Here is a 26,945-nt window from a genome sequence, read left to right as displayed (position 1 = left end):
TTCAGTACCGGACTAGCTTACTCGCTCTGTTTCCGGGCACAGACAAAGCGGTGTTTTCCGGTGAGGTCCGCTAACCGCTCCACTCTATCGAACATGTCGGATGCCGTAACGGCGTCAACAGTCAGGTCAGAAGTTGCGTCATCATGTTCAACCGCAAATACTCCGCCCGGTTTCAATAGCGTCGCAGCCACCGGCACCAGGCCACGTATCGCGTCCATACCGTCGTCTCCGGAAAAGACTGCTTCCGGTGGGTCTACGTAGACCTCTGGGTCCAGACCGTCGGTATTGGGAACGTACGGCGGGTTGCTTACCACCATGTCTACGGTGCCGTGCAGCGTAGACAACAAGTTGTGATCAGTCATGTCCCCTTCGACGATCCGGACGTTCAAGCCGAGTTCATCGCGATTTCGTTGGGCATACTCGCGAGCAGCTTCGGACCGCTCCACCGCGATCACTTCGGCGCACGGTACCGCATTCGCGATGTAGAGCGCGAGCGCGCCCGAACCAGTGCCCAGATCCACGACAGTGGGCGCCTGCGAAGTGGCGGACTGCTGCAATGTTTTCACTGCCCAATCGGCTAGTACCTCGGTCTCCGGCCGCGGGATAAACACACCCGGTCCGACACGCAGCGTCAGAGGCCCAAACGGCGCGGCCCCAACGATGTGCTGGAGTGGTTCGCGCGATGCCCGGCGTTGAATCGCTGCTTCAAACGCTGTTTCAAACTCCTGGTCAACGTCGAGGAACAGTACGTTCATCGGGGTGTCGTCGAGAAGCCAGGCAGCGATCAACCTCGCGTCGACTGCTGGCGTGGCAACGCCCGCGGCCGCAAGCTGCTGCGCGCCACGGGCGATGACCTGTTGAGCGGGGAGTTTACTCGGCTTCAAGTCGTTCCTGCCGCTCGTGCGCCTGAAGCGCTGTAATCAGATCGTCCATGTTGCCATCGAGCACAGTGTCAAGGTTGTTCGCCTTGTAGTTGATGCGGTGATCCGAGATACGATTCTCGGGCCAGTTATAGGTCCGAATGCGCTCGGAGCGGTCCATGGTCCGCACCTGCGACGCGCGTCCCTCGGCGGCTTCTGCTTCGGCCTTCTCGCGCTCGAGCTGGTCAAGGCGAGCTTGCAACACCTGCATTGCGCGGGCGCGGTTCTGAATCTGCGAGCGCTCGTTCTGACAGGTCACCACAATGTTCGTCGGCAGGTGTGTAATGCGCACTGCTGAGTCAGTAGTGTTCACGCCCTGGCCGCCTTTACCGGAGGATCGGTAGACATCAACGCGGATGTCCTTCTCATCAATATTTACCGACGCCACTTCGTCCGGCTCCGGGAACACATATACACCCGCGGCCGACGTCTGAATGCGGCCCTGCGACTCGGTGACTGGCACGCGCTGCACACGGTGTACGCCACCCTCAAATTTCAGCTTGGACCATGCACCGTCACGTGACGGCGTCTTCGCCTTCACCGCGACGGTCATATCCTTTACGCCGCCAAGGTCCGACTCAGACAAGTCGAGTACTTCCCAGGTCAAGCCATGCTTCTCGCAGTACTTTTGATACATGCGGGCGAGATCACCAGCGAAGAGGGCCGCCTCTTCACCGCCAGCACCGGCCTTGAGCTCCATGATGATGTCATCACCATCGTGCTCGTCGCGAGGTGCGAGCAGGTCTGCGAGCTCCTCCTCAAGCGCGACGATCTCTTTCGCAAGACGTTCAGCTTCTTCGGCGAACTCTTTGTCTTCGTACGCCATCTCAGCCGCAGCTTCGTGGTCTTCCCTCGCCTGGTTCAGCGCGTCGTTGACCTTGATGATCGGCTGCAGTTCGGCGTAGCGCTTTGAAAGCTTCCGGAATTTATCCTGGTCGCCCGCAATTTCTGGGTCGCCCATTTGGGCCTGAATGCCCTCGTATTCGGCGACGTAGTCGTCGACAAGCGAAACTTCGCCAGCCATTAGATGTACTCCTCTGCGTCTTGGTCAGCCACCATTGGTGCTGAGTTGGCGACGCCCATCAGGAACTCGCCGTTACTCTTCGTCTTCTTCAGCTGCTTGATCAGCATGTCAATGGATTGCTGCGGGTCAAGCGCCGACAGGATGCGGCGAAGCTTGTGCATGACACGTGCCTCATCCGGCCCCATTAGCAGTTCATCCTTGCGGGTGCCGGATGGGTTGACGTCGACAGCTGGGAAGACCCTACGCTCCGCGATCTTGCGGTCAAGTTTCAGCTCGGCGTTACCAGTGCCCTTGAATTCCTCGAAGATCACGGTGTCACCAGCGGAACCGGTCTCCACCATCGCCGTGGCGATGATTGTGAGCGAGCCGCCCTCTTCGATATTGCGGGCGGCGCCTAGGAAGCGCTTCGGCGGGTACAGCGCGTTGGAGTCAACACCACCGGACAGGATGCGACCAGACGCTGGTGAGGAGTTGTTATACGCACGGCCCAGGCGTGTAATGGAGTCGAGAAGAACGACGACGTCCTGCCCCATCTCCACGAGACGCTTTGCCCGTTCAATGGCGAGCTCGGCAACAGCGGTGTGCTCTGATGGCGGGCGGTCGAAGGTGGAGGCGATAACCTCACCCTTGACGCTGCGCTGCATGTCCGTGACTTCCTCGGGACGCTCGTCAACGAGGACGACCATCAGGTAGCACTCTGGGTTGTTCTTCGCGATGGCGTTCGCAATGTTCTGCAAGATCGTCGTCTTACCAGCCTTTGGAGGCGAGACGATCAACGCGCGCTGTCCCTTACCGATCGGCATGACCAGGTCGATGACACGAGTGGTCAGGATATTTGGCTCCGTCTCCAGGCGCAGGCGCTTGTTCGGGTACAGCGGCGTCAACTTGTGGAACTGCTTGCGCTGCTTCGCGTCCTCTGGCGTCATACCGTTGACGGAATCAACGCGGACCAGCTGGTTGTAGCGCTGGCGGTTACGGCCAGAGCCGTGCTGGTGCCCCTGCCCATTCGCGCGAACCTGGCCGATCACCGCGTCACCAGAACGCAAGCCGTTCGCCCGAACGAGGCGATTGTTCACATACACGTCTGCGCTGCTCTGGCGATAACCAGTGGTGCGGATGAACGCAGCGTTGTTGTCGATGACATCGACAATACCTGCTACTTCCTGCAGCTCCTCTGGTGGAATGTTCTGGTTGTCCTGCTGGTCACGGTTGTTGTCCCTACCGCGGCGTCCACGACGGCCGCGGCGTCCACGACGCCCCCCTCCGTCTTCGTCGTGGTCACGGTTGTTGCGACCTCCACGGTCGTTGCGCTGGTTACGGCCACGGCCACCGTTGCCATTGCTGTCATTGTTGTTGTCAGACTTCTCAACGGACGAGTCGTTATCGTGCTTGTCGTTCTTCTCTTCATTCGAACGCTTCTGCTCCGCGTCAGACTCATGGGGCTCGTGGGCCTCGTGGTTGTGTTTTGCGCGGTTCCGACGAGCGCGGCGTGCTGCAGACCTGGACTCGTAGCGTCCCTCGTGCTGCCCGGACTGCTGCTCGTTCGCCTTTTCTTCGTCGCCCGACTTATCGCCCTTTGCCTCACTGTTTTCGGCGGGGTCAGCAGCCTTGCGAGTTGCGCGACGGCGGTTGTCGCTGTGCGTTTCCTCTTCTGCAGCCTTCGCAGGGGTCTTACCAGGGACCGTACCGGTCGTAATGGCCTGGATGAGCTCGCCCTTTCGTAGACCGGAGACACCTTTAAGTCCTTTTTCGGCGGCAAGTTTGCGCAGTTCAGGAATCTTCAGTGCCTGAAGGTCGGTTCCTGCTGCGTTTCCCGTATCTGTCACGGATGTCCTTTCGTCACTTCGCCAGCAAAGAGAGTGAACACTGATTCGAAGCTTTCGTGTGCATTGTGTCGTTACGTTCACTGTGCGCTGCAAGTTCATTAGCAGTAACTGAACTGCCTGCGCGCTCCCCCATGGTCAGTGAAAACCATGTAATAAAACTACGCCACTGCACGTAGATTGCAAAAAGGAGGAAGCGGATCGGTGAGACTGGGTGCGCGACCAACCTTGTGCGACGCGCGTGATCCGCCCAGTATTGTAACCCATGTTTGGGCTGTAGGTGTGCGATTCACGCTAAAGTGGTGCCATGCTTTCAACCATGCAGGAAGTGCCGTTTTCCGTCGGTCGCATTTTGGAGTATGGGCGTACCGCCCACGCTTCGACGAAGTGTACGACGTGGGGCCCCACGGGTGCTGAAGAATGCACGTTCGCGGACATTGGCGCGCGAGCCAGCGCTTTTGCCAACGCAGCCGAGATCCTGCTTGGTATTGACGCCGACCAGCGCGTGGCAACATTCATGTTCAACTGCTCCGAGCATATTGAGGTGATGTTCGGTACCGCCGCAAAAGGCGCCGTCTTTACCCCACTGAATATACAGCTGATGCCAGATCAAATCGCGTATGTGGTAAACCACTCGGAGGCGAAGGTGATCGTGGCGGATCCTCGTCTGGCAGAGAAGCTTTCTCGGGTCATGGAGCTCTGCCCGTTGGTAGAGCACGTAGTTTTTACGGGTGCGTTGCTCGGCGAGGACATACTAGGGCTGTCAATGGGCACAGCTCAAGTGCACAGCTACGAGCAACTTCTCGACGGCCAATCTACCCGCTACCTGTGGCCGGAGCAGCCTGAGAATACCGCCGCCGCGCTCGTGTATTCCACTGCGACAACAGGGGCCCCGAAGGGCGTGGCCTACTCGCATCGTTCCCTTTGGTTAGAGGCGATGACGCTTCGTTCTACCGACTCCCTGGCGATTACGCACGGCGAATCGTTTCTGTGTTGCATCCCCATTTATCACGTGTTGAGCTGGGGCGTGCCATTCGCAGCGTTTTTGACTGGTGCTCCGTTGGTGCTGCCCGGCGCTGATGTTTCCGCCCCGACGCTTGCAACAATCATTGCCTCAACGCATCCGCGCGTGGCGCATGGAGTGCCTACCCTGTGGATCCAGCTGATGGTGCATTACCTGCATACGCCGCCAGAGCGTATGAGTTTGCAGGAGATTTTTGTCGGCGGCTCCCCAGCTCCACCAGCGTTGATCAAGGTGTGGGAAGAGCGCTACGGCGTCGACGTCATCCACGTTTGGGGCATGACGGAAACGTCGACGGTGGGCACGGTGGCGCGCCCACCGTCCGGCGCATCGGGCGAAGCACGCCAGGCGTACCGGGTGTCGCAGGGACGTTTTGTGCCGTGGCTTGAGTACCGGGTGGTCAACGATGGCGAGGTGATGGCGTCGACAGATCTTTCACAAGGCGAGATTCAAGTGCGCGGCAACTTGGTTGCAAGCGGCTACTACCACTCGCCGACCCAGGAAAAGGGTGAGCTCGCCTCGACGTTCCGTGGCAAGGAGATTAACGATGCCCGCCACCACTTCACTACAGATGGTTGGCTGCGCACGGGAGATGTGGGCACCGTCACCGCCGATGGGTACATGACTTTGTACGACCGTGCCCGCGACGTCATCCGCTCTGGCGGCGAATGGATTTACTCCGCGCAGGTAGAAAACCTCATCATGGAAGCAGAGGATGTCATCGAGTGCGCGGTGATTGGATTCCCCGACCGGCAGTGGGGCGAGCGTCCGCTGGCGATTACCGTGCTGCTGGACGATATTCCCCGCACCGCTGAGACAGCTGCGCAGCTGCGCAAGAGTCTGGCCGATGTGTTGCCAACGTGGATGGCCCCTGAGTATTGGACGTTCGTCGATGTCATTGACAAAACATCGGTGGGCAAGTTCGACAAGAAGGACCTGCGGAAGCACCTGGCCAATGGCGACTACGAAATCATTGCCTTACCCGGCCCGGGCAACCGTGGAAGAAAGAGGCAAGAGCCCGAACAATAAATACGGGTTTTCCGCTACTAATTCTTGACCTTGCACGTTTCCTACTTATTATTGACAGCACTATGCCCATTCATCTTCCGCTTGCGTCGCCGTTAGCGCCCCGCGCTGACTCCGACGGACCTCTCGCGCCAAACGCCAGCCTGGACCCTGGCGAGCAGCCTGCGCCGCGCACGCTCGACGATCGTTTTGGGCGCACGGCGCGAGACCTCAGGGTCAGTCTCACCGACCGCTGCAACCTGCGCTGTACGTACTGCATGCCGGCGGAGGGCCTCGAGTGGATGCCGACGGAAGAGGCGCTGACGGATGAAGAGACGATCCGCCTGATCCGTCTCGCGGTAGAGCGGCTGGGCATTCGGCAGGTCCGTTTCACAGGGGGTGAGCCTCTCTTACGCCGCTCGCTTGAGCACATCATCAGCGAGACAAAGGCGATGCGGACCGATGAAGGAGTTGCTCCGTCAACGGCAGTAACCACGAATGCGCTAGGCCTTGCCCATCGCGCGCAATCGCTTGTCGACGCCGGCCTCGACCGCGTCAACGTTTCTCTTGATACGACGGATCGGGAGCTCTACGCGCAACTCACACGGCGTGATCGGATTGACGATGTCTTCGCTGGCATCGACGCCGCGGTGGAGGTTGGCCTCCACCCGGTAAAGGTAAACGCCGTGGTCATGCCTGGCGTGAACGAAGACGGTGTCACGGATCTTGTGCGCTTCGCGCTAGAGCGCGGACTGCAGTTGCGCTTCATTGAGCAGATGCCACTTGGCCCTCGCGAGCAGTGGAAGCGAGCCGACATGGTCACCGCCCATGATTTGGTTGAGCGGCTCCGCGAAGATTTCACCCTTTCGCCTGCTGTGGAGCCACGGGGTTCCGCCCCTGCTGCATTGTGGGATATCTCCGACGGCACCCACAAAGGCAAGCTTGGGATTATTGCATCGGTGACGCACCCCTTCTGCGGGGCGTGTGACCGAACCCGCCTGACAACCGACGGCTCCATCCGGTCGTGCCTGTTTTCAAAGGCGGCTGACGAGGTCTCACTTCGAGATGTCATGCGAGCTGGCGCTTCCGACGCGGAGTTGGCAGACCTCTGGTCCAAGGCCATGTGGCTGAAGAAACCCGGACACGGCATTGATGACGAGGGCTTCCTGCAACCGGAGCGCCTCATGAGCGAAATTGGTGGTTAGCAGCTAATGGGTACTCTTCCTTCTATCGATGATCATCTGACGCGCGTCTTAGCGATGGCGCGCCCCCGCATCCAACGCGACGTGCCATTAAGCGACTGCGCAGACCAGGTACTTGCAGCAGATGTAGTCGCGAGGTTTCCGGTTCCGCCTTTTTCAAACTCGGCGGTCGACGGCTTCGTAGCTCACGAGGAGGATCTTTCCAGCGAGGGGCCTTGGGTGCTGCCTGTAGCTGGTGAGATTCCCGCCGGACATGAGGCGATCAACTGCCCACCCGGCCACGCGGTCCGCATCATGACCGGCGCACCGGTGCCTCCGCAGGAAGGCCTCCATATCGTTCCGGTCGAGCAGACAAACATCCCCCGAGGTCCTCATCCGCTGCCCGACGAAGTGCAAATTCATACCGCAGACCTTGGACGATCCCACATTCGTCACGCGGGTGAGAATGTTGGTATCGGTGACGTGGTTGCTCGCAAAGGGACCCGGATTGATGCAGGTACGCTCGCCGCACTCGTCGCAACAGGAGTGCGCACAGTGGATGTGTTCGAGCGCCCGACTGTCGCTGTGGTCTCTACCGGCGACGAGCTCGTCGCTTGGCCGGGCGACATTCACGGCGCGCAGATTCCAGATTCAAACCTGCCAATGGTGGCAACACTGCTGCGCGAAAGCGGCTACGCCAATGTGATCACAATGCACGCTGACGACGACACGGACTCGACCGAAGCCCTGCTACAGCGGGCCGCGGAGCAAGCGGACATCGTGGTCACCACAGGCGGCGTCAGCGCGGGCGCGTACGACGTGGTCCGCGCCATCACGGAATCCGATCCAGACATGTGGTTCGGGCACGTGGCCCAGCGCCCCGGAAGCCCGCAAGGCGTGGGCCGTTGGTCTGGCGCTGCGTTCATCTGCCTACCAGGCAACCCTGTTGCCGCGTTTGTCTCGTGCGCGTTGTACGCGATCCCGCTGCTGCGCGCGAGCGCTGGAGACAACACACGCTGCACCGTGGACGAACGCGCTACGGTGATGGCGGACGTCGATACGCACTTCCCTGCCCCGCGTGCTGAGCGGTATGTCTTTGTGCCTGTGCGCCTTCGCGCCGAACGCGGAGCGGTCCGCGCTGAAGCGTTCGCCGGAGGGCATGGAGGCTCTGGATTCGTCGCTTCCTTGCCTGCAGTCGATGGAATCGCTGTCCTTGCTCCCGAAACCGACGCCCCTGCGCGTGTCCCAGTGATGCTGTTTTAGGAATAGAAAGACTCAACATGAAATTCACTCATCTCGACGCTGCTGGCCAGGCTTACATGGTCGACGTCACGGAAAAGAAGCCAACCGTCCGAAACGCGACTGCGCAAGGCGAGGTCGCTTGCTCGCCTGAGGTGATGCAGGCGTTGCGCGAAGGCACTGTGCCGAAGGGCGACGTGTTGGCGGTGGCCCGAGTCGCAGGTATTTCAGCTGCGAAGCGCGTGCCAGACCTCCTCCCACTTGCGCACACGATCGGGGTACACGGCTGCGTTGTCGACGTCGAGCTGCGCGATGACCACGTATTTATCGAGGCCACGGTGCGCACCGCGGACCGGACGGGCGTCGAAATGGAAGCACTCACTGCTGTCAGCGTCGCGGCGCTTGCCATCGTGGACATGGTCAAGGGTGTTGACCGTTCCGCATTTGTACGCCGGATGGGGATCGTCGCGAAGTCCGGTGGCCGCTCCGGAGACTGGTCGCGCGAACTCCCCGAGGCATAGCGTGCGAGACGAGTGGGAGGATGTCGGCGTCGTTGTGCTCGCTGGGGGGCGCTCGACACGAATGGGCGCCGATAAAGCCCAGGTGAAAGTGAACGGCACCCGCCTCGTTGATGCGGTGTGCTCGCTCATCCCCGATGAGGTACCGCGCATCGTGGTGAGTCCACAGTCGCTCGGAGTGGCCACCATAAGTGAGGATCCGCCGTTTGGGGGTCCCGTCGCGGGGATTGCTGCGGGGCTCTCGCGTATCGACGCCCCCTTCGTCGCCGTCGTCTCCGTCGACGCACCGCGCTCCCCTGAACTGGTCCCGGTCCTCGCGCAGCCCGTCCGTGACGGCGCGGACGTCGCGGTCATTGAAGCGGTTGACGGCTACCTGCAACCACTGTGCGCGGTGTGGAACCGAGCCGCTTTGGTAACGGCGCTCGATACCGTCGGTACGCGCGACATTCCTGCGAAGCGGCTCTTCGACGCGGTGGAATCCGTAGTGCGCGTCCAAGGCACAGGTGCGGAGCGCGATTACGATACGCGCGAGGAACTCGATGAGCTCGGGGACGTCGAACTCCCCACAGTTGAGTAAGTCGCTTTTAGCGAACCCACTCGGTCAGGCTCGGCCAGAGTGCGAGGATTACGCCGAGGGCGTCACTCACTCCACCCCGTGAACTCGGGGCGTTGACGATGAGGCTCGCGCCTGGTTCACGCGACGTAAGCCCTATCACGCCCCGGCACAGCCCGGCGCGTGGGGAGTGTTCCAGCCCCGCGATGAGTACTTGCATTTCGATGCCGTGGAGTCGTGTGCTGATGAACTCCTCGGTAACTTCGGGAGTGAGGTTGCGCGGTCCGAGCCCGGTGCCACCGCAGGTAAGGATGAGCGAGTTTCCATCCTTCACCGCCTGTGCCATTGCGTTCCGGAGCGCTTCGTCACCTTCCGGGACGATCACCGGCTGCGTGACCTGGAATCCGGCTTCAGTGAGCAGCCGGGTGGCTGCGGGGGATGCTTTGTCTTTTCGCTCGCCCCCGAAAACCCGGTCCGAAACGACGATAACTATCGCTGTGGGGTCCGTAGTTGTTTCCATGAAGTGTTCCTTCCCTGCGCAAATACCAGCATCTGTACAAATCGCCGAATTAAGACACATATATGTTGCGTAATTATACACGACTTTTTTCGTGGATAAGTTGATAGTAGCAGCTCACTGCTACTATTCTTAATATTAGTTGCGGGTTTTTCTGACATTTTTATTCACCCGGAGCATGTAGACCTTTATTGTATTTCTGAAGAGGATTTCACTCCATGTCCAAGCTTGACACTTCCCAACGGGTACTCACCGGTTGGGACGCTGAAGATCCAGAAAAGTGGGACGCTGGCATTGCATGGCGCACACTTTGGATCACGACGATTTCGATGTTCTTCGGGTTCGTCACCTGGTACATCGTGGCGGCGATTGCGCCGCGGCTCAATGAGATCGGGTTCGACCTCACTGCTGCACAGCTTTACTGGCTTACTGCAGTCCCAGGACTGGCAGCTGGTATCTTCCGCCTGATTTGGATGTTCTTGCCACCAGTTCTTGGTACCCGAAAGCTCATTACGCTTTCGACAGCACTCTTCCTCATCCCACTGGTCGGCTGGTATTTTGCGGTTCAAAGCCCCGAGACCTCATACGCAACCCTGCTGATCCTGTCCTTCATGACAGGTATCGGCGGCGGCATTTTCTCTGGCTTCATGCCGTCGACGGGGTACTTCTTCCCGAAGGCAAAGTCCGGTACAGCGCTCGGCCTCCAAGCCGGCCTGGGCAACCTCGGCATGTCGTTCGTGCTGTTGCTGGCACCTTGGCTCATCGGCATCACGATGATCGGCTCCATCGAGGCATCGGACGGCTCCGGAACTGCAATCAACGTGCACAATGTCCCAGCGTTCTTCGTCCCTTGGGTCATCATCATGGTGATCGTGTCCTGGCTGATGCTGAAGGACGTTCCGGTCAAAGCAAACTTCCGCCAGCAGATCGATATTTTCGGAAACAAGAACACCTGGATCCTCACCATCATTTACGTAATGACGTTCGGTGCGCTTGCCGGGTTCGGCGCTCAGTTGGCGCTGCTGATGAAGAACTCCTTCGGTGAGAATGCGACGAAGCTGCTCGGGTGGGCGTTCATGTACGCCCTGCTTGGTGCGCTGATCCGCGCGCTGTGGGGCCCACTGTGCGACAAGTACGGCGGTGCAATCTGGACGTTCGTCGCCGGTGTCGGCATGACGATCACCACCGCTATTGCAGCAGTATTCCTTGCCCGTGGTGGCGACGCCGCAGCACCGTTCTTCTACACGATGCTTGCCATGTCTGTCTTCGCTGGTATCGGCAACGCCGGCACGTTCAAGCAGATGCCGATGATCCTGCCGAAGCGACAGGCAGGCGGTGTCATCGGCTTCACCGGCGCAATCGCCGCGTTCGGCCCGTTCATCGTCGGCGTGCTGCTCACGCTGATGAGCGCACCAACGTTCTTCTGGGGCTGCGTTGTCTACTTTGTCTTCGCAACTGCTCTCGCATGGATTTACTACGCCCGCCCGAACGCTCCGTTCCCGGGCTAATGCCCATTTCATTCACGACCCCGTTTTCTCACTTTCATTCAAGGAGATTGTGAACCATGACTGATGCGACACAGTCCAACCCGCTGTTTAAACTTGGTGGGTTCGTTCGCAAAGGCGACGTCACGCCTTCCGGCCAGCAAATTTTCCTCGAAGGTGGCCGCCAAGCCGACGTGTTCTACCGCAACCGTTGGTCCTTCGACAAGATGGTGCGCTCCACGCACGGTGTGAACTGCACCGGTTCCTGTTCATGGAAAGTCTACGTCAAGGATGGCGTCATCACCTGGGAATCCCAGGCCGTTGACTACCCGACTACCGGCCCTGACTTCCCAGAGTACGAACCTCGAGGGTGCCCGCGTGGCGCATCCTTTTCCTGGTACACCTACTCGCCTACGCGCATCCGCTACCCGTACGTGCGTAGCGCGCTGCTGGAGATGTACCGCCACGAAAAGAAGCAACACGACGGCGACCCTGTCCTCGCCTGGCGTGCGATCCAGGAAGACCCAGTCAAGCGTCGCGCCTACGTGGGTGCCCGCGGCAAGGGCGGCCTGGTGCGCGTTGCCTACGAAGAGGCCGTCGAGATCGCTGCAGCAGCACACGTGTACACCATCAAGCAGTGGGGGCCGGACCGCATCGCTGGCTTCACAGTGCTTCCTGCGATGAGCCAGGTCTCCTACTCCGCCGGTACCCGTTTCTTGGGGCTGATCGGTGGCGCGATGCTGTCCTTCTACGACTGGTATGCAGACCTTCCCCCTGCCTCCCCGCAGACGTTCGGCGATCAGACGGATGTGCCTGAGTCGGGCGACTGGTTCAACTCTTCCTACCTGATGATGTGGGGCTCGAACATCCCGGTGACCCGTACGCCGGACTCCCACTTCATGACCGAGGTGCGTTACAAGGGCACCAAGATCGTCGTGGTTTCCCCGGACTACAACGATGCGGCGAAGTTCGCCGACGAGTGGATGCGCATGTCGCCGGGAACCGACGGCGCGCTCGCCTTCGCGATGGGCCACGTTATCTTGAGCAAGTTCCATGTAGCGCAGCAACCGCAGTACTTCATGGATTACATGCTCAAGTACACGGATGCGCCGTTCCTGGTAGAGCTTGATCAGCTCGAGGACGGCACCTTGACTCCAGGCAAGTTCCTCACCGCAGACAAGCTTGACGACGCCTCCCTGGCCAGCAGCGATAACGCACAGTACCGCCTGCTCAACATTGAAGCGGACGGCACCGTTGTCGACCCAGGTGGCACCATCGCGGACCACTACAAGACCGATCCGGGCAAATGGAATCTCCGCCACGATAACGCGAACCCGGTGATGTCCATGGCGGATACCAACTCCTACGGCACAGCCGAGGTGTGCTTCCCACGCTTCGACATGGATGCCTCGCGCGAGGCTTTGGACTCGGACGGTCCTATCGGCGCTGGCGTCTACCGCCGCGGTGTTCCGGTCCGCGAGGTCGCAGGCCGCACCGTCACCACCGTGTACGACCTCATGCTGGCGCACTACGGTGTGAACCGTCCGTCGCTGCAGCTGCCTGGCTCTTGGCCGGCTGACTTTAACGACGCCTCTGAGGTCGGCACGCCCGCATGGGCAGAAGAGCTGTCGAGTGTTCCGGTTGCGCAGATCGAGCGCATCGCTACAGAGTTCGCGCAGAACGCGCTGGACTCGAAGGGCCGCTCCCAGATCATCATGGGCGCGGGCGCGAACCACTACGTCCACGCGGACTCGATCTACCGCACTTTCCTTGCGCTGACTTCTATGTGTGGCACCCAAGGTGTCAACGGCGGCGGTTGGGCGCACTACGTGGGTCAGGAGAAGCTGCGCCCTCAGTCGGGCTGGAGCCAGTACGCGTTCGCGAATGACTGGAACCGTCCGCCGCGCCACATGATCACCACCGGTTTCTACTACCTGACCACGTCCCAGTGGCGGTACGATAACTCGAAGGCTTCCAGGATGGCCTCGCCGCTGGCTCGTAAGGGCGCGTCGGAAGATAAGTTCCTGTCGGAGACGCTGGTCGAGGCCATGAAGCGTGGCTGGATGCCGTCGTATCCGCAGTTCAACCGCAACCCACTGCTGCTTGCTGAGCAAGCGAAGGAAGCGGGCATGGATGTGAAGGACTACGTCGTCGACCAGTTGGAGTCTGGCCAGATGGAGTTCGCTGCTGAGGATCCGGATGCTCCGGAGAACTGGCCTCGCATCCTGCTGAACTGGCGCACGAACCTGATGGGTTCTTCGGCAAAGGGTACCGAGTACTTCCTGCGCCACATGTTGGGGGTTGATTCGGATGTCTCCGCGGAGGAGCTGGCCGAGGGTGAGCGCCCGAAGTCGATTCGCTGGCGCGAAGAGGCACCGATAGGCAAGCTCGACCTGATGATGACTACGGACTTCCGTAACACCTCGACCACCCTGGTGTCAGACATCGTTTTCCCTGCGGCCACCTGGTACGAGAAGAACGACTTGTCCACGACGGATATGCACCCGTTCATCCACACTTTTAACGCTGCGATCAACCCGCCGTGGGAGGCCCGCAGTGACTGGGAGATCTTCCGCGATATGTCCGACGCTGTTTCCCGCATGGCCGGCAAGTGGCTGGGAGTACAGACGGACATCGTCACCGCGCCTATCTCCCACGACGCACCGGACGAGATCAACCCGAACATGGCGAACGGCGTGGTGCCCGATGTCAAGGAAGTCGGCATGATTCCGGGCCAAACGATGGCAAAGCTGGTCCCGGTTGAACGCGACTACACCAAGGTGTTCGAGAAGTGGATGTCTTTCGGCCCACTGACCGAGAAGGCTGGCACGAACGTACACGGCACGCCGTTTAACGTTGAAAAGCAGGTTGGTGAGCTCTTCGGTATGAACGGCGTCGCTGAGACTGCTTCAGCAGGCGACCGCCCAGCATTGAACTCTGCGGTGAAGGCCGCACAAGCGATCCTGCACCTGTCCGGTGTGTCCAACGGCGAAGTCGCACGCAACGGTTTCGAAAACCTGGGCAAGATGCTCGGTTCGGACACTAGCGAGTTCTGGGAAGGCACCGAGGACGCCCAGATCGTGTGGGACAAGGTCAAGGAACGCCCGCAAGAGGTCATCACCTCGCCGGAGTGGTCTGGGGACAAGCGCGATGGGCGTCGCTACACCGCGTTCTCGCTGAACCTCGCGATGGACAAGCCCTGGAACACCCTTTCTGGCCGTATGCACTACTTCATCGATCACGACTGGTTCATTGACTACGGCGAGCAACTCCCCGTGTTTAAGCCACCGCTTGACCGCATGCGTCTTAATGGTGAGACCCGTCCGGGCGAGATTCTCAAGGGCGAGGACGGCAATCCAGAGATCACGGTGCGCTACCTCACCCCGCACAATAAGTGGTCGATTCACTCGCAATACTTCGACAACCTTCATGTTTTGTCCATCTCCCGCGGTGGCCAGGTCGTCTGGATGTCGGATGCGGATGCTCAGAAGATCGGTGTCAAGGACAACGAGTGGGTTGAGCTCTACAACCGCAACGGTGTTGTCTCAGCGCGTGCTGTGGTCACCCACCGCATTCCGGAAGGAACGGTCATCATGAACCACGCGCAGGAACGCACAGTGGGCACACCACTGAACGAGCGTTCCGGCCGACGTGGCGGCACGCACAACTCGCTGACCCGCATCACCATCAAGCCACTGCATGTGGCTGGTGGCTACGGCCACTTGACCTACGGATTCAACTACATCGGCCCAACCGGCAACAACCGCGACGAGGTTACCCGCATCCGTCGTCGCTCCCAGGAGGTGCAGTACTAATGCGAGTTATGGCGCAAATTGCCATGGTCATGAACCTGGACAAGTGCATCGGATGCCATACGTGTTCGGTGACGTGTAAGCAGGCATGGACCAACCGTGAAGGCACGGAGTACATCTGGTTCAACAACGTTGAAACCCGTCCCGGTGTGGGCTACCCACGCTCGTGGGAGGACCAGGAGAAGTGGAAGGGCGGCTGGAAGCTTGACGGCAGCGGCAAGCTCAAGCCACGCCAGGGTGGACGTATCAAGCGTCTGGCCACTATTTTCCACAACCCGAACATGCCGACGATCGAGGACTACTACGAGCCGTGGACCTATGAGTACGAGAAGCTCATCAGCGCCCCAGCTGGCCAGAAGACGCAGCCGACGGCTCGGCCGAAGTCGCAGATCACTGGCAAACCGATCGACACGATCTCCTGGTCTTCGAACTGGGATGACAATCTTGGTGGTTCGACGGCAACCATGGACGATGACCAAGTCCTGGAGAAGATGAACCTGGAGGTGAAGAAGGAAATTGAAGAGTCCTTCATGTTCTACCTCCCGCGCATCTGTGAACACTGCCTGAACCCAACGTGTGTGTCTTCCTGCCCGTCAGGCGCGATGTACAAGCGCACTGAGGACGGCATCGTCCTGGTTGACCAGGACAGCTGCCGCGGCTGGCGCATGTGCGTCTCTGGCTGCCCGTACAAGAAGGTGTACTTCAACCACAAGACGGGCAAGGCCGAAAAATGTACGCTGTGCTACCCGCGCATTGAGGTCGGCCAGCCGACCGTGTGCTCGGAGACATGTGTGGGGCGTCTGCGTTACCTTGGCGTACTGCTCTACGACGCGGACCGTGTTGCAGAGGCGGCGTCGACACCCGATGAGAAGGACCTGTTTGAGGCGCAGAAGTCGCTCTTCCTCGATCCCCGTGACCCTGAGGTCGTCCGCGCGGCAACCGAAGAGGGTATTCCTCACTCCTGGATCGAGGCTGCGCAGAACTCCCCAATCTATGACCTGATCTTCACCTATGGTGTGGCGCTGCCACTGCACCCAGAGTTCCGCACGCTGCCGATGGTGTGGTACATCCCGTCGCTGTCGCCGATCGTTGATCAGGTGACGAAGACTGGCGCCGACGGCGAAGACCACAAGGTGTTGCTCAGCGCAATTTCAAATATGCGCATCCCGCTGGAGTACCAGGCTGGTCTGTTCACCGCTGGCGATACCGTCCCGGTGGAGCTTTCCCTCCGCCGCCTCGCCGCGATGCGTTCCTACATGCGCGACATCAACCTGGGCCAGCCTACGAATGAGGCGATTGCAAGTGCCGTCGGCATGACGGGCAAGGACCTGGAGGCGATGTACCGCCTGCTGGCGATTGCCAAGTATGACGACCGCTACGTCATCCCGACCACCTCACCGGAGACCCCGCGTGGTGTGTCCTCGCTGGATCCGTTTGGTGGCGTCGATCCAGCCAGTGGCGATCTCATGGCCAACCTCGGTATGGGCGCGCCGAGTGCCTGCCACGAAGAGGCCGACAACGCTCAGCCTGGCAAGGTGTCCCTGATGTCGTGGACCGGCGACCGTCCTGACGCGATGTTCCCCACCGCGTTGAAGACTCGCGAGCCGAAGACCGCAAGCGAGAACTACCGCCCTGCTGCACCAGAGGCCTCCACTCCGGCGCCGAACCCGGTTGAGGAAGGCCCGAGTGCTGACGGCAACATCGCGCGACGCGAGGGTGAGCAGTAATGAGCACCCGGACCCAAATCGGGGTTGTGCCCGAGGAGCTCGTGACACCGGTAGCGTGCGATACGCAGCAGCGCCAGGTCGCAGCGATGGCGCTCAGCCTCATGTTGCGTTACCCGGAGGAGGAGTTCTTCTCCACGGCGGAGACAGTCGAAGAGCAGCTCGGGCTGCTTCCAGCCCCTGTTGCTGCGGAAATCACGGAGTTCATTGGCAGGGCACGGGGCCTCGGCTTGTTGCCGCTCCAGGAGCATTACGTTGAAACCTTTGATCAGCGTCGTCGCTGCGCGCTGCACCTCTCCTACTACTCAGTGGGCGATACCCGCCAGCGCGGTGCCGCCATCTTGGCATTTCGCCAACAGTTGGCTGGCCTGGGAATGGAGGAGATCTCCGAGGAACTCCCCGACCACCTTTGCGTGGTCCTGGAGGCGCTTGCGCTCGCTGACGCGGACTCTCAGCAGCACGCGTTGGAGATGATTGCCTCGCACCGTGACGGACTTGAGGTGCTGCGTCATGCTCTGGTCGGACTGGGTAGCCCGTACGCTCACTTGCTCACAGCAGTGTGCATGCTGCTCCCAACCATCAGCGAGGAAACAATTGCTCGCTACATCAACCTGATTCGCCAGGGCCCTCCTGCGGAGATGGTCGGTATTGAAACTACTCCCCTGCCGTTTCCAACGGCTTCTCCCAACCACAATTAAAGGACTGAACTCACTATGACTGGTATTGAAGAATTCCTGTGGGTGGCCTTTCCCTGGTTGGCCATCGCCGCGTTTGTCATCGGCATTATTTGGCGCTGGCGCTATGACCAAATGGGCTGGACTACCCACTCGTCACAAATCTACGAGTCGAAGTTATTGCGGCTCTCCTCGCCACTATTCCACTGGGGCATGGTCTTCGTGGTCATTGGCCACTTGATGGGCCTGGCGATTCCGAAGTCGTGGACCCGCGGCATGGGCATCAGCGATCACGCCTACCATCTCATCGCAACGATTCCAGGCACCATCGCTGGCATCGCCGTGGTGTTGGGGCTGCTTGGTTTGCTCTACCGTCGTGTGGTCAACCGTTCGGTGTTCTTATCGACGGCCACCTCCGACAAGTTCATGTATGTGTTCCTCACAATCGCAATCTGCTCTGGCTTTATCGCGACTGTCTCGACGCAGGTGTTCGGGGTGCCCGGCGGCTATGACTACCGTGAAACGATCTCGCCGTGGCTACGCCAACTGTTGATCTTTAACCCGATGCCCGACTTGATGGTCCAGGCACCGTGGCAGTTTAAGGTCCACGTACTGGCTGGCTTCACGTTGATCGCCTGCTGGCCTTTCACACGCCTTGTCCACGCGTTCTCGGCCCCGGTGGGATACTCCACCAGGCCATACGTGGTCTACCGCTCGCGTGGCCAAGAGGTCCAGGGCCGCCGCTCGGAAGCGCAGTGGGAACCGATCCGCTCGAACGGACGCCAGCTGAAGCACTAGCGCTTCCACCCGCTCACCAGTGCTGCCCCCGGAGCTCTTCTTCCGGGGGCATTCTTCGCTTCTACCCCTTTTTTAAGATAATTTATATTCATATTCAATCCCCCGTTGGAAGGATTTTTCATGCGTTCTTCTCGTCTTGCCGCATTGTTCGCCGTTGCTCTGGCAACGACCGGACTGACCGCCTGCACCGGTGGCACCGATTCCGAAAGCACCGCCTCGAAAGCACCGACCGCTGAGGCAACCAGCGACCTCATCGTTATGGGCGCAGCCTCCACACGCGTGTTGAACGACGACCTTTCGGAAATGTCGGAGAGCAACCTCGAGTTCGTCAACGCCGGATCCTCTGACCTGGTGCAGCAACTAAAGGAGGGCGCACCCGGTGATGTGCTGATCACGGCTGACCAGAAGAATATGGACAAAGCTGTCGAGGCGGGCGTCGCAAAGGACCCGAAAGTCGTAGCGACGAACTCGATGGTGCTCGTGGTGCCGAAAGGCAACCCAGCAGGCATCAAGAGCATCGAGGATATCCAAGAAGCGGGCGTGAACCTGGTTGTTTGTGATGCACAGGTCCCATGTGGCTCCGTGACCAACGAGCTTGTCGCAGCGAACAATCTCACCATCACTCCTGTATCTCTTGAGCACAGCGTCTCCGACACCCTGGGCAAGGTGGTCTCCGGAGAGGCCGACGCTGGCTTCGTTTACCGCACTGATGCTGCGGCAGCCGGCGACAGTGTCGAGGTCCTGAACGTCCCACACGCTGAAGAGAAACCGAACTCCCTCGTCGCTGCCGTTACTACCAACACCACCGACGAAGCTGCAGCGCAAAAGCTCTTTGAGCTGCTTGCAAGCCCAGAGATGGCCGTCGTGTGGGAGAAGTACGGTTTCACCCCTGCCTCCCAGTAGTAACCACCGGGTAGAGTCCGTACTCATGCAGCAGTCAACGCTTCGTCAGGCCCCACGCCAGACACCAATGTTGGTGTGGGTCCTGGCGCTTTTTGCACTCGCCGCCATTGTGTTGCCGATCCTGGCGCTTGGTGCACGTGTGCCATGGGACCAGCTCGGTGAGATCCTTGCCTCCGCATCGACACAGCAGTTGCTCCGCGTCACGCTGCGCTCCGCTGTCCTGGCGTGCGTCATCACACTCCTGCTGGGCACACCGCTTGCGCTATGGATGCAACACTTGCGACGAGGTGCAGGCCTTGCGCGAGTACTCGTGCTACTTCCGCTAGCGATGCCGCCGGTCGTCGGTGGTTTAGCGCTCAGCGCGTTTCTCGGACGCCGAGGCTTAGCTGCGCCGCTGTTGGACGCGCTGCATATTCAGTTCGCGTTCGCGTTTCCGGGTGTCGTCGCTGCACATGTGTTCATTGCGCTGCCGTTCGTTGTCATCACACTTGACGCGGCGCTGCGGCAACTCGATCCGGAGATTACATACTCGGCCGCAGGCGTGGGGCTGAGCCCCTCGACGATTACTCGCAAGATAATCCTGCCTGCAATCGCGCCCTCACTCGTCTCTGCGGCCGGGCTGGCGTTTGCGCGCTCGCTCGGCGAGTTCGGCACCACGTTGACCTTCGCCGGCTCTATGCCTGGCACAACGCGCACCATGCCGTTGGGTATCTATATTGCCCGCGAAGTGGATCAAGACGTCGCGTATGGGCTATCAGCCATCCTCATCGCACTGGCGGTGCTCACACTTGCCGCATCGACGCTGCCGACGGTATTTCTGTCGCGTACGCGCTCCCGTGAAGTCGCTCGCGCCACCCACGAGGTGGACACGGAACGGCTGCGCCTACTGACAAGCCCCGAGGACGGGGGCGTACCCGTCGTCATCGGTGAGACAACGTTCCCTGCGAACGCCACGACGGCGCTCATTGGCTTGAACGGCTCGGGGAAGACCACTCTGGTAGACAGAATTGCAGGGCGCCTCGGCGGTTTGCGCACCTTGATCGGCGACCGCGTGGTTGATGCGGGCACGTCGTCGAGCAAACTTGTCCCGGCGCACAAACGCGGAGTTGTGTTGCTTACCCAGAACCCCGGTCTGCCACCTACGTCGACCCCACTGAAGGCTGTCGCGATGGTCACTGGCAGCAAACAGCGCGCACTTGAGCTGCTGACCTCAGCGGGGCTGCGCGACCTTGTCGACGTCCCCGTCCGCGCCCTCTCTGGCGGTCAAGCATCACAGGTGTCGCTAGTACGAGCGCTCGCACCGCGCCCCCGCGTGCTAATTCTTGACGAGCCACTCGCTGCGATCGACGTGAACTCTGCGCATCACTGGCGCCAGGTACTGCGGGCTACGGCACACGACCGCACCACGATCGTGATTACGCACAACCCATTGGACGTGGCCAACCTTGCGGAATACGTCGCGGTAATGGACCGAGGCAACGTCATCAGCCTGCGGCCGACGGCCGAGGAGCTCAAAGTTCCGGCGACACAGTTTTCTGCACGGCTCGCTGGTGTGAACTGGTTGCCCGCTAGCGTGAACTGGATTCCAGCGCACATGGTGGGTGCCGCGCACCAAGGTTCCGTTGCGCGCGTGGCAACCACAGTCGGTGAGCTCACCGGTGTCGCCTCAGAGCAGTGCGAGCAGCATGATCATGCCGTCGCAGTCTTCGCGCCGCAGGACGTCTCGCTGCACGTCCCAGCCGGAGCAGCGCCGGGAGGTTACAACTCACTGGAGGCCACCGTGGCCACAGTCGATGTCAGTACCTCAGGTGGCCTCACTGTGGAGCTCGACGTCCACGGTGCGGTTGTGGCGCTCCCGGTCCAGCGTCAGGAGGCACTCGATGCGGGCATTGAGCCCGGCGCATCTGTAACGTGCTACGTCAAAACGGATGACATCGCCATCTACCCAAAGCCGACGGATTAGCCCCCGGCGAACGGTGGCATGACATCAACGCGCTCAGCGGACTCGAGCGAGTCAGTCTGCCGGGCGCGTTTTCCGTCGATCAGGAAGGTGCAGCGCGCCAGGATGTCTGCGAGCGTTTGGCCTGCGTCGGTGGTGCCGTTGTGGCGCGAAGCGGCGTCGGTAAGCAGTTCCTGCAGTGTGGCAAAGTTCCCAACTTCTTCCTGTGCGACGCCTGTGGCCGCGCGTGCGGCGGCAAAGTAGTGAATTTGCATGTCGTCCATGGTAGCGAACTGGTGGTGGCGCGTAGAGTAGGCGCCATGACACGAACTACTGAGGAGCACCTGAGTGCGGTGCGCGAGGCCGTCGGCCCTCGGCTTTCGGAGCGCATCAGCGTCGTTGAAGCTGGCAAGCAGCAGCGTGTGCTCGCGGCCGATGTTGTTGCCGTGCGCGAGCAACCGACCTTCGACAACTCGCAAATGGACGGGTACGCGTTGACACAGGTGGAAGCGCACACGGCGACGATCGGCCCGACGATTGCCGCAGGCGCTGACCCCGACGAACTGTATCCAGAAGGCCTGCAGGGCGTTGTGGCGCCGATCATGACCGGCGCGAAGCTTCCTCGTGGCACGGTAGCAGTCGTCCCAGTTGAGCGTTGCACCCCGCCGACGTTCGGGGCAACTGGTGAACCTGTCAAGATCCCTGAGGTCAAGCGTGGTCAGTTCATGCGCCTTGCGGGCAGCGATATCCAGCCCGGGGCTTGCATTGCGCATCGCGGTGATGGAGTGACACCGGCGCTTGTTGGCGCCGCGATCAGCCAGGGAATCGAGACCGTTGAGGTCGAGCGCACTGCGCGCATCTTAGTGATCACGGGTGGCGCTGAGGTCTCCCCGAGCGACCAGGCCACAGGCCCCGCGACAATTCCGGACTCGAACGGTCCGATGCTTGAGGCGCTAGCCGCGCGTCATGGCATCGAGGTTGTAGCGCGCCTGTTGACCAACGACGATCCTGAGGCGCTCGAGCGAGAGGTCGCAGCAGCGGTCGAGGAGTACCAACCGGATGCGATTGTGACCTCAGGCGGGATCAGCCACGGCAAGTTCGAGGTCATCCGTCAGGTGTTTACGGATGGCTGGTACGGACATGTCGCTCAGCAACCCGGCGGGCCGCAAGGCATCTCTGCGTTTCACGGTGTGCCTGTGCTGAGCCTGCCAGGCAACCCGATTTCCACCATCGTGTCATTCGTCCTGTACGTCGCACCAGTGTTGGGACGCGCGCCGGCTCCTGTACGCGTAGCTATAGATACAGAGGTCGTTGGAATCGCCGACAAGGATCAGTTCCTGCGCGGTGAAATTCGAGATGGCCTTGCGCATCCGTACCACGGTACAAGCTCGCACCTGCTTACCCAGGGTGCCACCGCGACCTGCCTGATCCGCATTCCCGCCGCGGCTACGGTTCCCGCGGGTACACCAGTCATGGTCTATCCGCTGTAGATTGTGCCTATGAATACCAATCAACGTACTGCACGGGTTATCGTGGCTTCTACGCGAGCAGCCGCTGGTGTCTACGAGGACAAGTCAGGTCCGATCGCGGTCAGGTTCCTGCGGGAAGCGGGGTTCGACACCCCAGACGCCACCATCGTGGCCGATGCCGACCTTTCGGATGCGGTCCAGGAGGCACTCGCCGCTTCCCCGTCAGTACTGCTGACCTCGGGCGGAACCGGCATTACACCGGATGACCAAACGGTTGATATTGTGGAGCCTCTGTTGGACCGGCAGCTGCCAGGTATCGTGCACGCGTTCTGGGCCTATGGCCAGCAGCAAGTCGCGACGGCAGTGCTGTCGCGTGCTGTCGCCGGAGTGGCGGGTCGCACGTTTGTCATGACACTGCCAGGTTCACGCGGCGGGGTGAAGGACGGGTGTGCCGTACTCGCTCCCCTGCTCGACCACATCACTGCACTCATAGAAGGATCACATGAGCACTAGTTCACAACCAAGCTCTACATCGGACCCACAGTTCGTCGCCGAGCAGGTCAATACCGTCATCGACGCACGTATTACCGATACGCCGCTTGAGCAGTTCGCTGCGGATGCGGCCACGGCTACAATGACGCGCTCCATGGGTGCGCTCGTCCGCTTTGAGGGCGTTGTCCGCGACCACGACGGCGGGCAGGCAGTGCGTTCGCTGACGTACGAATCGCACCCCAGCGCCCAAGACGAGCTCCGCGCGATTGTCGAAGACATCGCCCAACAACACCCGGTGCGAATCTGGGCCGCCCACCGAGTCGGCTCCGTGCCGATCGGCGAGATGGCGTTCCTGGTCCTCGTGGCCAGTGCGCACCGCGCCGAGGCATTCGCCGCCTGTGAAGAGGTCACCAACAGAGTGAAATCACAGGTCCCAATATGGAAAGAGCAGTCCATGGCGGACGGCGCAACGCAGTGGGTTGGTATCGATGACGCTCGATGAGCGCTACCTACGGCAAACCACACTCATCGGTGAGAGGAAGCAGCAACAACTTTTCGACGCCCACGTCGTTGTTCTTGGCGCCGGAGGCTTGGGGGCTCCGACCCTGCTGTACTTAGCCGGTGCTGGCGTCGGCACGATCACTGTCATCGACGACGACCGGGTGGATCTGTCCAATCTGCACCGGCAGGTCATCCATACCACCGCTGCCATCGGTACCGCAAAGACGGCGTCGGCAAAGGCACAGATGCTGGCGTTGAACCCGGATATCAACGTCCGCACTGTATCCGACCGCCTCACCTGGGATAACGCACTGCAGCTGCTCAGTGACGCTGACATCATCGTCGACGGCACTGACAACTTCCAGACTCGCCACATCGCATCGCACGCGGCCGCGCGCCTGGGTGTGCCGCACGTGTGGGGGTCAATCCTCGGGTTTGAAGCACAACTCACGGTGTTCTGGGCAGGCCACGGGCCAATCTACGAGGACCTCTTCCCCGCTCCACCAGCACCAGGCAGCGTGCCCTCTTGTTCCCAGGCAGGCGTGGTCGGGCCACTTGTGGGCGTTGTCGGGTCCGCGATGGCGATGGAAACCATCAAGCTCATCACCGGACTTGGTTCGCCACTGATTGGCCAGATTGGCTACTTCGACTCACTCACAGGTATGTGGGAGTACGTGCCGCTTGTCGCAGACCCAGAGGTCACTGAGCGCGTGCGTACGAGCGCACCTCCACAAGGACCGGCGGAGGTCACCACCATTCCGGAAGGCGCCACGATTCTCGACGTCCGCGAGCCCGAAGAGTTCGCTGACTTCCACCTTGACGGCGCCATCAACGTGCCGCTCGGCACCATTATCGATGGCTACACACCGCCAGAAGCGCAGCCCGGCACCATTGTGGTGTGCGCCCGAGGGGCGCGCTCAGCGCAAGCTGTTGCAGCGCTCGATGCGCGCGGCGTGACCGGCACAGCGAGCCTGCGCGGGGGCGTCGAACAGTTCCGCCCCCTTTCAGGCCTGTAACAGCCAGGACGGATTAAGCGCGGGTCAGCTCGCCGCGTACCGGACCCGCTACCTCGAGCTCGATGACGCGTAGTCCGGCCTCGCGGGCGTCGTCAAGCAACTCCTCGTCAACGTCCGTCGTGGTCAGAACCAGGGCGGTCGGGCCCGCACCAGAGACGAAGGCTGCGTAGCCGCGGTTGCGCAAGCGGTTGACCCACTCAGCGGTGACCGGCAGCACGTCAGCACGGTACGGCTGGTGCAGGCGGTCGCGGGTGCCCTCCCAGAGCAGCTCGGGGTGGGACTGGATGGCAACCGTCATCACCGCGGTACGCGACACGTTGAAACGCGCATCCGTGTGCGTGACGTGGCTCGGCAACACCTGCCGCACCGCGTTGGTCGAGGCGTGGAAGTTCGGCACCAGCGCCACCGCACGAATCGAGGGATCCACAGGGACCCCGACAGCCCGGTAGACCGGATGCGATACACCATCGACAGGAATCTCGGTCCAGGAGACAACCGCCCCACCGAGCACGGATGCGGCAGCATTATCAGGATGCCCCTCGAACGCCGAGGAAAGCTGCACAACTTCCTCTGTGGAAAGCGGGTTACCAGCCAGTGTGTTTGCCGCTACAACGCCTGCGACAGCCGCAGAGGCCGACGAACCAAGCCCACGAGACTGCGGGATGTTGTTCGTGCACACTACGCGAAGGCCTGGTACAGAAACATCAGCGGCTTTGAGGCCAGAACGAATCGCTTTGACTACGAGGTGGGAACCGTCGCGCGGCAGGTTCTCGGCGCCTTCGCCGAAGATCTCCACCTCAAGCCCGGACTCGATGACCTCAACCTCGACAGTGTCGTAAATGGAGAGAGCGAGCCCCAACGTATCGAAGCCCGGTCCTAAGTTCGCCGACGAACCCGGCACCGTCACAGTCGCCTTTAGGCCTACTTCAATGTCTGTCGCCATGATGTGCTCCTTGTCTGTAGGTATCTCAGCTTAGGCGTCTAGGCGGATCACCGAGTTGATTTGCTGCACATCCGGGTGCTGCGAGAGGCGCTCCACGATGTCACGCAGGTCCTTCTCCAGCGCCTTGTGCGTCACCACGATCAGGTGCGCCTCATCGCCGGACTCCTCCTGGCGCACTGCGGAGAGCGACACGTTTGCCTCCGCAAACTTTCGGGTCAGCTCCGCCAGCACACCAACGCGGTCGTTGACGGTCATGTTCACGTGGTAGCGAGTCGCCACCTCGTCGAAGCCGACCACTGGGTAGTTCGCGTACGGGTTCTCCGCTGGTGCACGGCCGCCGTGCACCTTGTTGCGGGCTGCACCGACCAGGTCACCCAGCACTGCAGACGCGGTAGGAGCGCCACCAGCACCGTTACCGTAGAACATCAGGCGGCCAGCGGCCTCAGCCTCGACGAAGATGGCGTTGTACGACTTATCAACGCTCGCCAGCGGGTGCTCATTCGGGATGAGCGTCGGGTGAACGCGAGCATTAACGGCAGTGGTCTTGCCGTTTTCGTCGTAGAGGCGCTCACAGATCGCCAGCAGCTTAATCGTCTGGTTCGACTGCTTCGCCGCAGCAATATCCTCAGCAGTAATCTTCGTGATGCCCTCGCAGGACACATCGTCGAACGTGACTCGTGTGTGGAAGCCCATCGAGGCAAGGATCGCTGCCTTGGAAGCCGCGTCGTGCCCCTCAACGTCGGCAGTCGGATCAGCCTCTGCGTACCCCAAACGGGTCGCCTCAGCGAGTGCTTCCTCGTAGGTCGCTCCAGTCGAAGCCATCGCGTCCAAGATGAAGTTAGTCGTACCGTTCACAATGCCGGAAATGCGCTGAACCTGGTCACCGGCCAACGAACGACGCAACATACCAACAACTGGAATCGCCGCAGCAACCGCTGCCTCATAATAGAGATCGACGCCTACTTCATTCGCGGCGTCGGCAAGCTCAGAACCGTGCGCTGCAACCAGCGCCTTGTTTGCCGTAACAACGGACTTACCTGCCTTCAGAGCAGACAACACCAGTTCACGCGGGTAGTCGATGCCGCCGATGACCTCGACTACAACATCAACGTCATCGCGAGTGATCAGCGAGCGAGCGTCATCAGTCAGCTCAATGCCTTGCACCTCAGGCGCATCCTTGTGCTTTTCCACGTTGGAGACCGCAACACCGCGCACCTCAAGTGGGCCGCCGATACGCTGCTCGAGATTGTCAGAAAACTCCCGAATGAGGCGAAGCACCTCACTGCCCACAGTGCCTTTCCCCAAAATAGCGACACCGACCGGCTGACCAATTCCCTTACCTGGGTAATTACCGTTACGGCTCTCTGCAGATTCGACCGACATCTCTAG

The 26,945-nt window shown here is 60.7% G+C and carries 22 protein-coding genes and 1 pseudogene; 16 read left to right on the top strand and 7 right to left on the bottom strand.

The features are described 5' to 3' along the window. Window positions 1-17: 17 nt before the first annotated feature. The 3 genes from prmC to rho are packed head-to-tail and all read right to left on the bottom strand — an operon-like array spanning window position 18 to window position 3,770. Window positions 18-884 carry a peptide chain release factor N(5)-glutamine methyltransferase gene (gene prmC, locus KBP54_RS04910; RefSeq protein ID WP_418904462.1) on the bottom strand — a complete coding sequence of 289 codons (867 nt, stop codon included), beginning with the start codon at window positions 882-884 and terminating at the stop codon, window positions 18-20. Continuing rightward, a complete protein-coding gene (gene prfA / locus KBP54_RS04905; RefSeq protein ID WP_256006497.1) occupies window positions 871-1,944 on the bottom strand; it encodes a peptide chain release factor 1 in 1,074 nt (357 codons plus the stop codon). The genes prmC and prfA overlap by 14 nt, the downstream gene beginning before the upstream one ends. Continuing rightward, window positions 1,944-3,770 (bottom strand): transcription termination factor Rho, encoded by a 1,827-nt coding sequence (gene rho / locus KBP54_RS04900; protein WP_256006495.1) that lies wholly within the window; start codon window positions 3,768-3,770, stop codon window positions 1,944-1,946. Before rho ends, prfA begins: the two co-directional genes overlap by 1 nt. A gap of 304 nt (window positions 3,771-4,074) precedes the next feature. Between rho and KBP54_RS04895 the strand changes: the two genes are divergently transcribed. The 5 genes from KBP54_RS04895 to mobA all read left to right on the top strand — a co-directional run bounded on the left by KBP54_RS04895 (window position 4,075) and on the right by mobA (window position 9,308). Further along, window positions 4,075-5,817, top strand: a complete 1,743-nt coding sequence (locus tag KBP54_RS04895; RefSeq protein ID WP_256006493.1) for a long-chain fatty-acid--CoA ligase — start codon at window positions 4,075-4,077, stop codon at window positions 5,815-5,817. 62 nt (window positions 5,818-5,879) lie between these two features. Beyond that, window positions 5,880-6,998 carry a GTP 3',8-cyclase MoaA gene (gene moaA / locus KBP54_RS04890; RefSeq protein ID WP_256006491.1) on the top strand — a complete coding sequence of 373 codons (1,119 nt, stop codon included), beginning with the start codon at window positions 5,880-5,882 and terminating at the stop codon, window positions 6,996-6,998. Window positions 6,999-7,004: 6 nt separating this feature from the next. Beyond that, window positions 7,005-8,237, top strand: a complete 1,233-nt coding sequence (locus KBP54_RS04885; RefSeq protein ID WP_256006489.1) for a molybdopterin molybdotransferase MoeA — start codon at window positions 7,005-7,007, stop codon at window positions 8,235-8,237. A 17-nt stretch (window positions 8,238-8,254) separates the two neighbouring features. Continuing rightward, the gene (gene moaC, locus KBP54_RS04880; protein WP_256006488.1) at window positions 8,255-8,734 is read left to right on the top strand and encodes a cyclic pyranopterin monophosphate synthase MoaC; all 480 of its coding nucleotides are present in this window, start codon (window positions 8,255-8,257) and stop codon (window positions 8,732-8,734) included. Window position 8,735: 1 nt separating this feature from the next. Continuing rightward, window positions 8,736-9,308 (top strand): molybdenum cofactor guanylyltransferase, encoded by a 573-nt coding sequence (mobA, locus tag KBP54_RS04875; protein WP_256006486.1) that lies wholly within the window; start codon window positions 8,736-8,738, stop codon window positions 9,306-9,308. Window positions 9,309-9,315: 7 nt separating this feature from the next. Here mobA and KBP54_RS04870 read toward each other — a convergent pair whose 3' ends face one another. Continuing rightward, on the bottom strand, window positions 9,316-9,804 hold the full coding sequence (locus KBP54_RS04870; protein WP_256006485.1) for a molybdopterin-binding protein: 489 nt from the start codon (window positions 9,802-9,804) through the stop codon (window positions 9,316-9,318). 215 nt (window positions 9,805-10,019) lie between these two features. On the opposite strand from KBP54_RS04870, the gene KBP54_RS04865 reads away from it, so the two are divergent. From KBP54_RS04865 to KBP54_RS04835, 7 genes and pseudogenes are all read left to right on the top strand, one after another. Beyond that, window positions 10,020-11,309, top strand: a complete 1,290-nt coding sequence (locus KBP54_RS04865) for an MFS transporter (RefSeq protein WP_256006483.1) — start codon at window positions 10,020-10,022, stop codon at window positions 11,307-11,309. A 56-nt stretch (window positions 11,310-11,365) separates the two neighbouring features. Continuing rightward, window positions 11,366-15,100 (top strand): nitrate reductase subunit alpha, encoded by a 3,735-nt coding sequence (locus KBP54_RS04860; RefSeq protein WP_256006481.1) that lies wholly within the window; start codon window positions 11,366-11,368, stop codon window positions 15,098-15,100. Continuing rightward, a pseudogene (narH, locus tag KBP54_RS04855) lies at window positions 15,100-16,680 on the top strand (nitrate reductase subunit beta); the annotation flags it as partial. The gene KBP54_RS04860 and the pseudogene narH, both read left to right, overlap by 1 nt. 143 nt (window positions 16,681-16,823) lie before the next feature. Continuing rightward, the gene (narJ, locus tag KBP54_RS04850; RefSeq protein ID WP_252931778.1) at window positions 16,824-17,519 is read left to right on the top strand and encodes a nitrate reductase molybdenum cofactor assembly chaperone; all 696 of its coding nucleotides are present in this window, start codon (window positions 16,824-16,826) and stop codon (window positions 17,517-17,519) included. Between the two features lie 15 nt (window positions 17,520-17,534). Then, entirely contained in the window at window positions 17,535-18,293 is a 759-nt protein-coding gene (gene narI / locus KBP54_RS04845) for a respiratory nitrate reductase subunit gamma (protein ID WP_071568634.1), read from the top strand. A gap of 120 nt (window positions 18,294-18,413) precedes the next feature. Continuing rightward, window positions 18,414-19,196: a molybdate ABC transporter substrate-binding protein gene (modA, locus tag KBP54_RS04840; protein WP_256006478.1), complete on the top strand. Its 783-nt coding sequence runs from the start codon at window positions 18,414-18,416 to the stop codon at window positions 19,194-19,196. Between the two features lie 25 nt (window positions 19,197-19,221). Then, entirely contained in the window at window positions 19,222-21,159 is a 1,938-nt protein-coding gene (locus KBP54_RS04835) for an ATP-binding cassette domain-containing protein (RefSeq protein ID WP_256006477.1), read from the top strand. On the opposite strand, the gene KBP54_RS04830 is transcribed toward KBP54_RS04835, so the two are convergent. After that, entirely contained in the window at window positions 21,156-21,410 is a 255-nt protein-coding gene (locus tag KBP54_RS04830; RefSeq protein WP_256006475.1) for a MoaD/ThiS family protein, read from the bottom strand. The genes KBP54_RS04835 and KBP54_RS04830 overlap by 4 nt on opposite strands. Before the next feature lie 45 nt (window positions 21,411-21,455). On the opposite strand from KBP54_RS04830, the gene KBP54_RS04825 reads away from it, so the two are divergent. From KBP54_RS04825 to KBP54_RS04810, 4 genes are read left to right on the top strand one after another with little or no spacing between them, the layout of a single operon-like run. Then, the gene (locus tag KBP54_RS04825; RefSeq protein ID WP_256000458.1) at window positions 21,456-22,625 is read left to right on the top strand and encodes a molybdopterin molybdotransferase MoeA; all 1,170 of its coding nucleotides are present in this window, start codon (window positions 21,456-21,458) and stop codon (window positions 22,623-22,625) included. A gap of 9 nt (window positions 22,626-22,634) precedes the next feature. Then, the gene (locus KBP54_RS04820) at window positions 22,635-23,117 is read left to right on the top strand and encodes a MogA/MoaB family molybdenum cofactor biosynthesis protein (protein WP_256006473.1); all 483 of its coding nucleotides are present in this window, start codon (window positions 22,635-22,637) and stop codon (window positions 23,115-23,117) included. After that, entirely contained in the window at window positions 23,107-23,598 is a 492-nt protein-coding gene (locus KBP54_RS04815; RefSeq protein ID WP_256000456.1) for a molybdenum cofactor biosynthesis protein MoaE, read from the top strand. The genes KBP54_RS04820 and KBP54_RS04815 overlap by 11 nt, the downstream gene beginning before the upstream one ends. Then, the gene (locus KBP54_RS04810) at window positions 23,585-24,613 is read left to right on the top strand and encodes a ThiF family adenylyltransferase (RefSeq protein WP_256006472.1); all 1,029 of its coding nucleotides are present in this window, start codon (window positions 23,585-23,587) and stop codon (window positions 24,611-24,613) included. Before KBP54_RS04815 ends, KBP54_RS04810 begins: the two co-directional genes overlap by 14 nt. 13 nt (window positions 24,614-24,626) lie before the next feature. On the opposite strand, the gene thrB is transcribed toward KBP54_RS04810, so the two are convergent. Together thrB and KBP54_RS04800 are read right to left on the bottom strand one after the other, a co-directional pair. After that, complete coding sequence (thrB, locus tag KBP54_RS04805) at window positions 24,627-25,556, bottom strand: homoserine kinase (RefSeq protein WP_256006470.1); 930 nt, start codon at window positions 25,554-25,556, stop codon at window positions 24,627-24,629. A gap of 30 nt (window positions 25,557-25,586) precedes the next feature. Then, a complete protein-coding gene (locus tag KBP54_RS04800; RefSeq protein ID WP_070362639.1) occupies window positions 25,587-26,939 on the bottom strand; it encodes a homoserine dehydrogenase in 1,353 nt (450 codons plus the stop codon). Between the last annotated feature and the right edge of the window lie 6 nt (window positions 26,940-26,945).

The sequence above is a fragment of the Corynebacterium pseudogenitalium genome, assembly GCF_024453815.1.
GTDB classification, from domain to species: Bacteria; Actinomycetota; Actinomycetes; order Mycobacteriales; family Mycobacteriaceae; genus Corynebacterium; species Corynebacterium pseudogenitalium.
The sequence above is the reverse complement of the archived record's forward strand: the minus strand, read 5'-3'. Positions and strand labels throughout refer to the sequence as shown.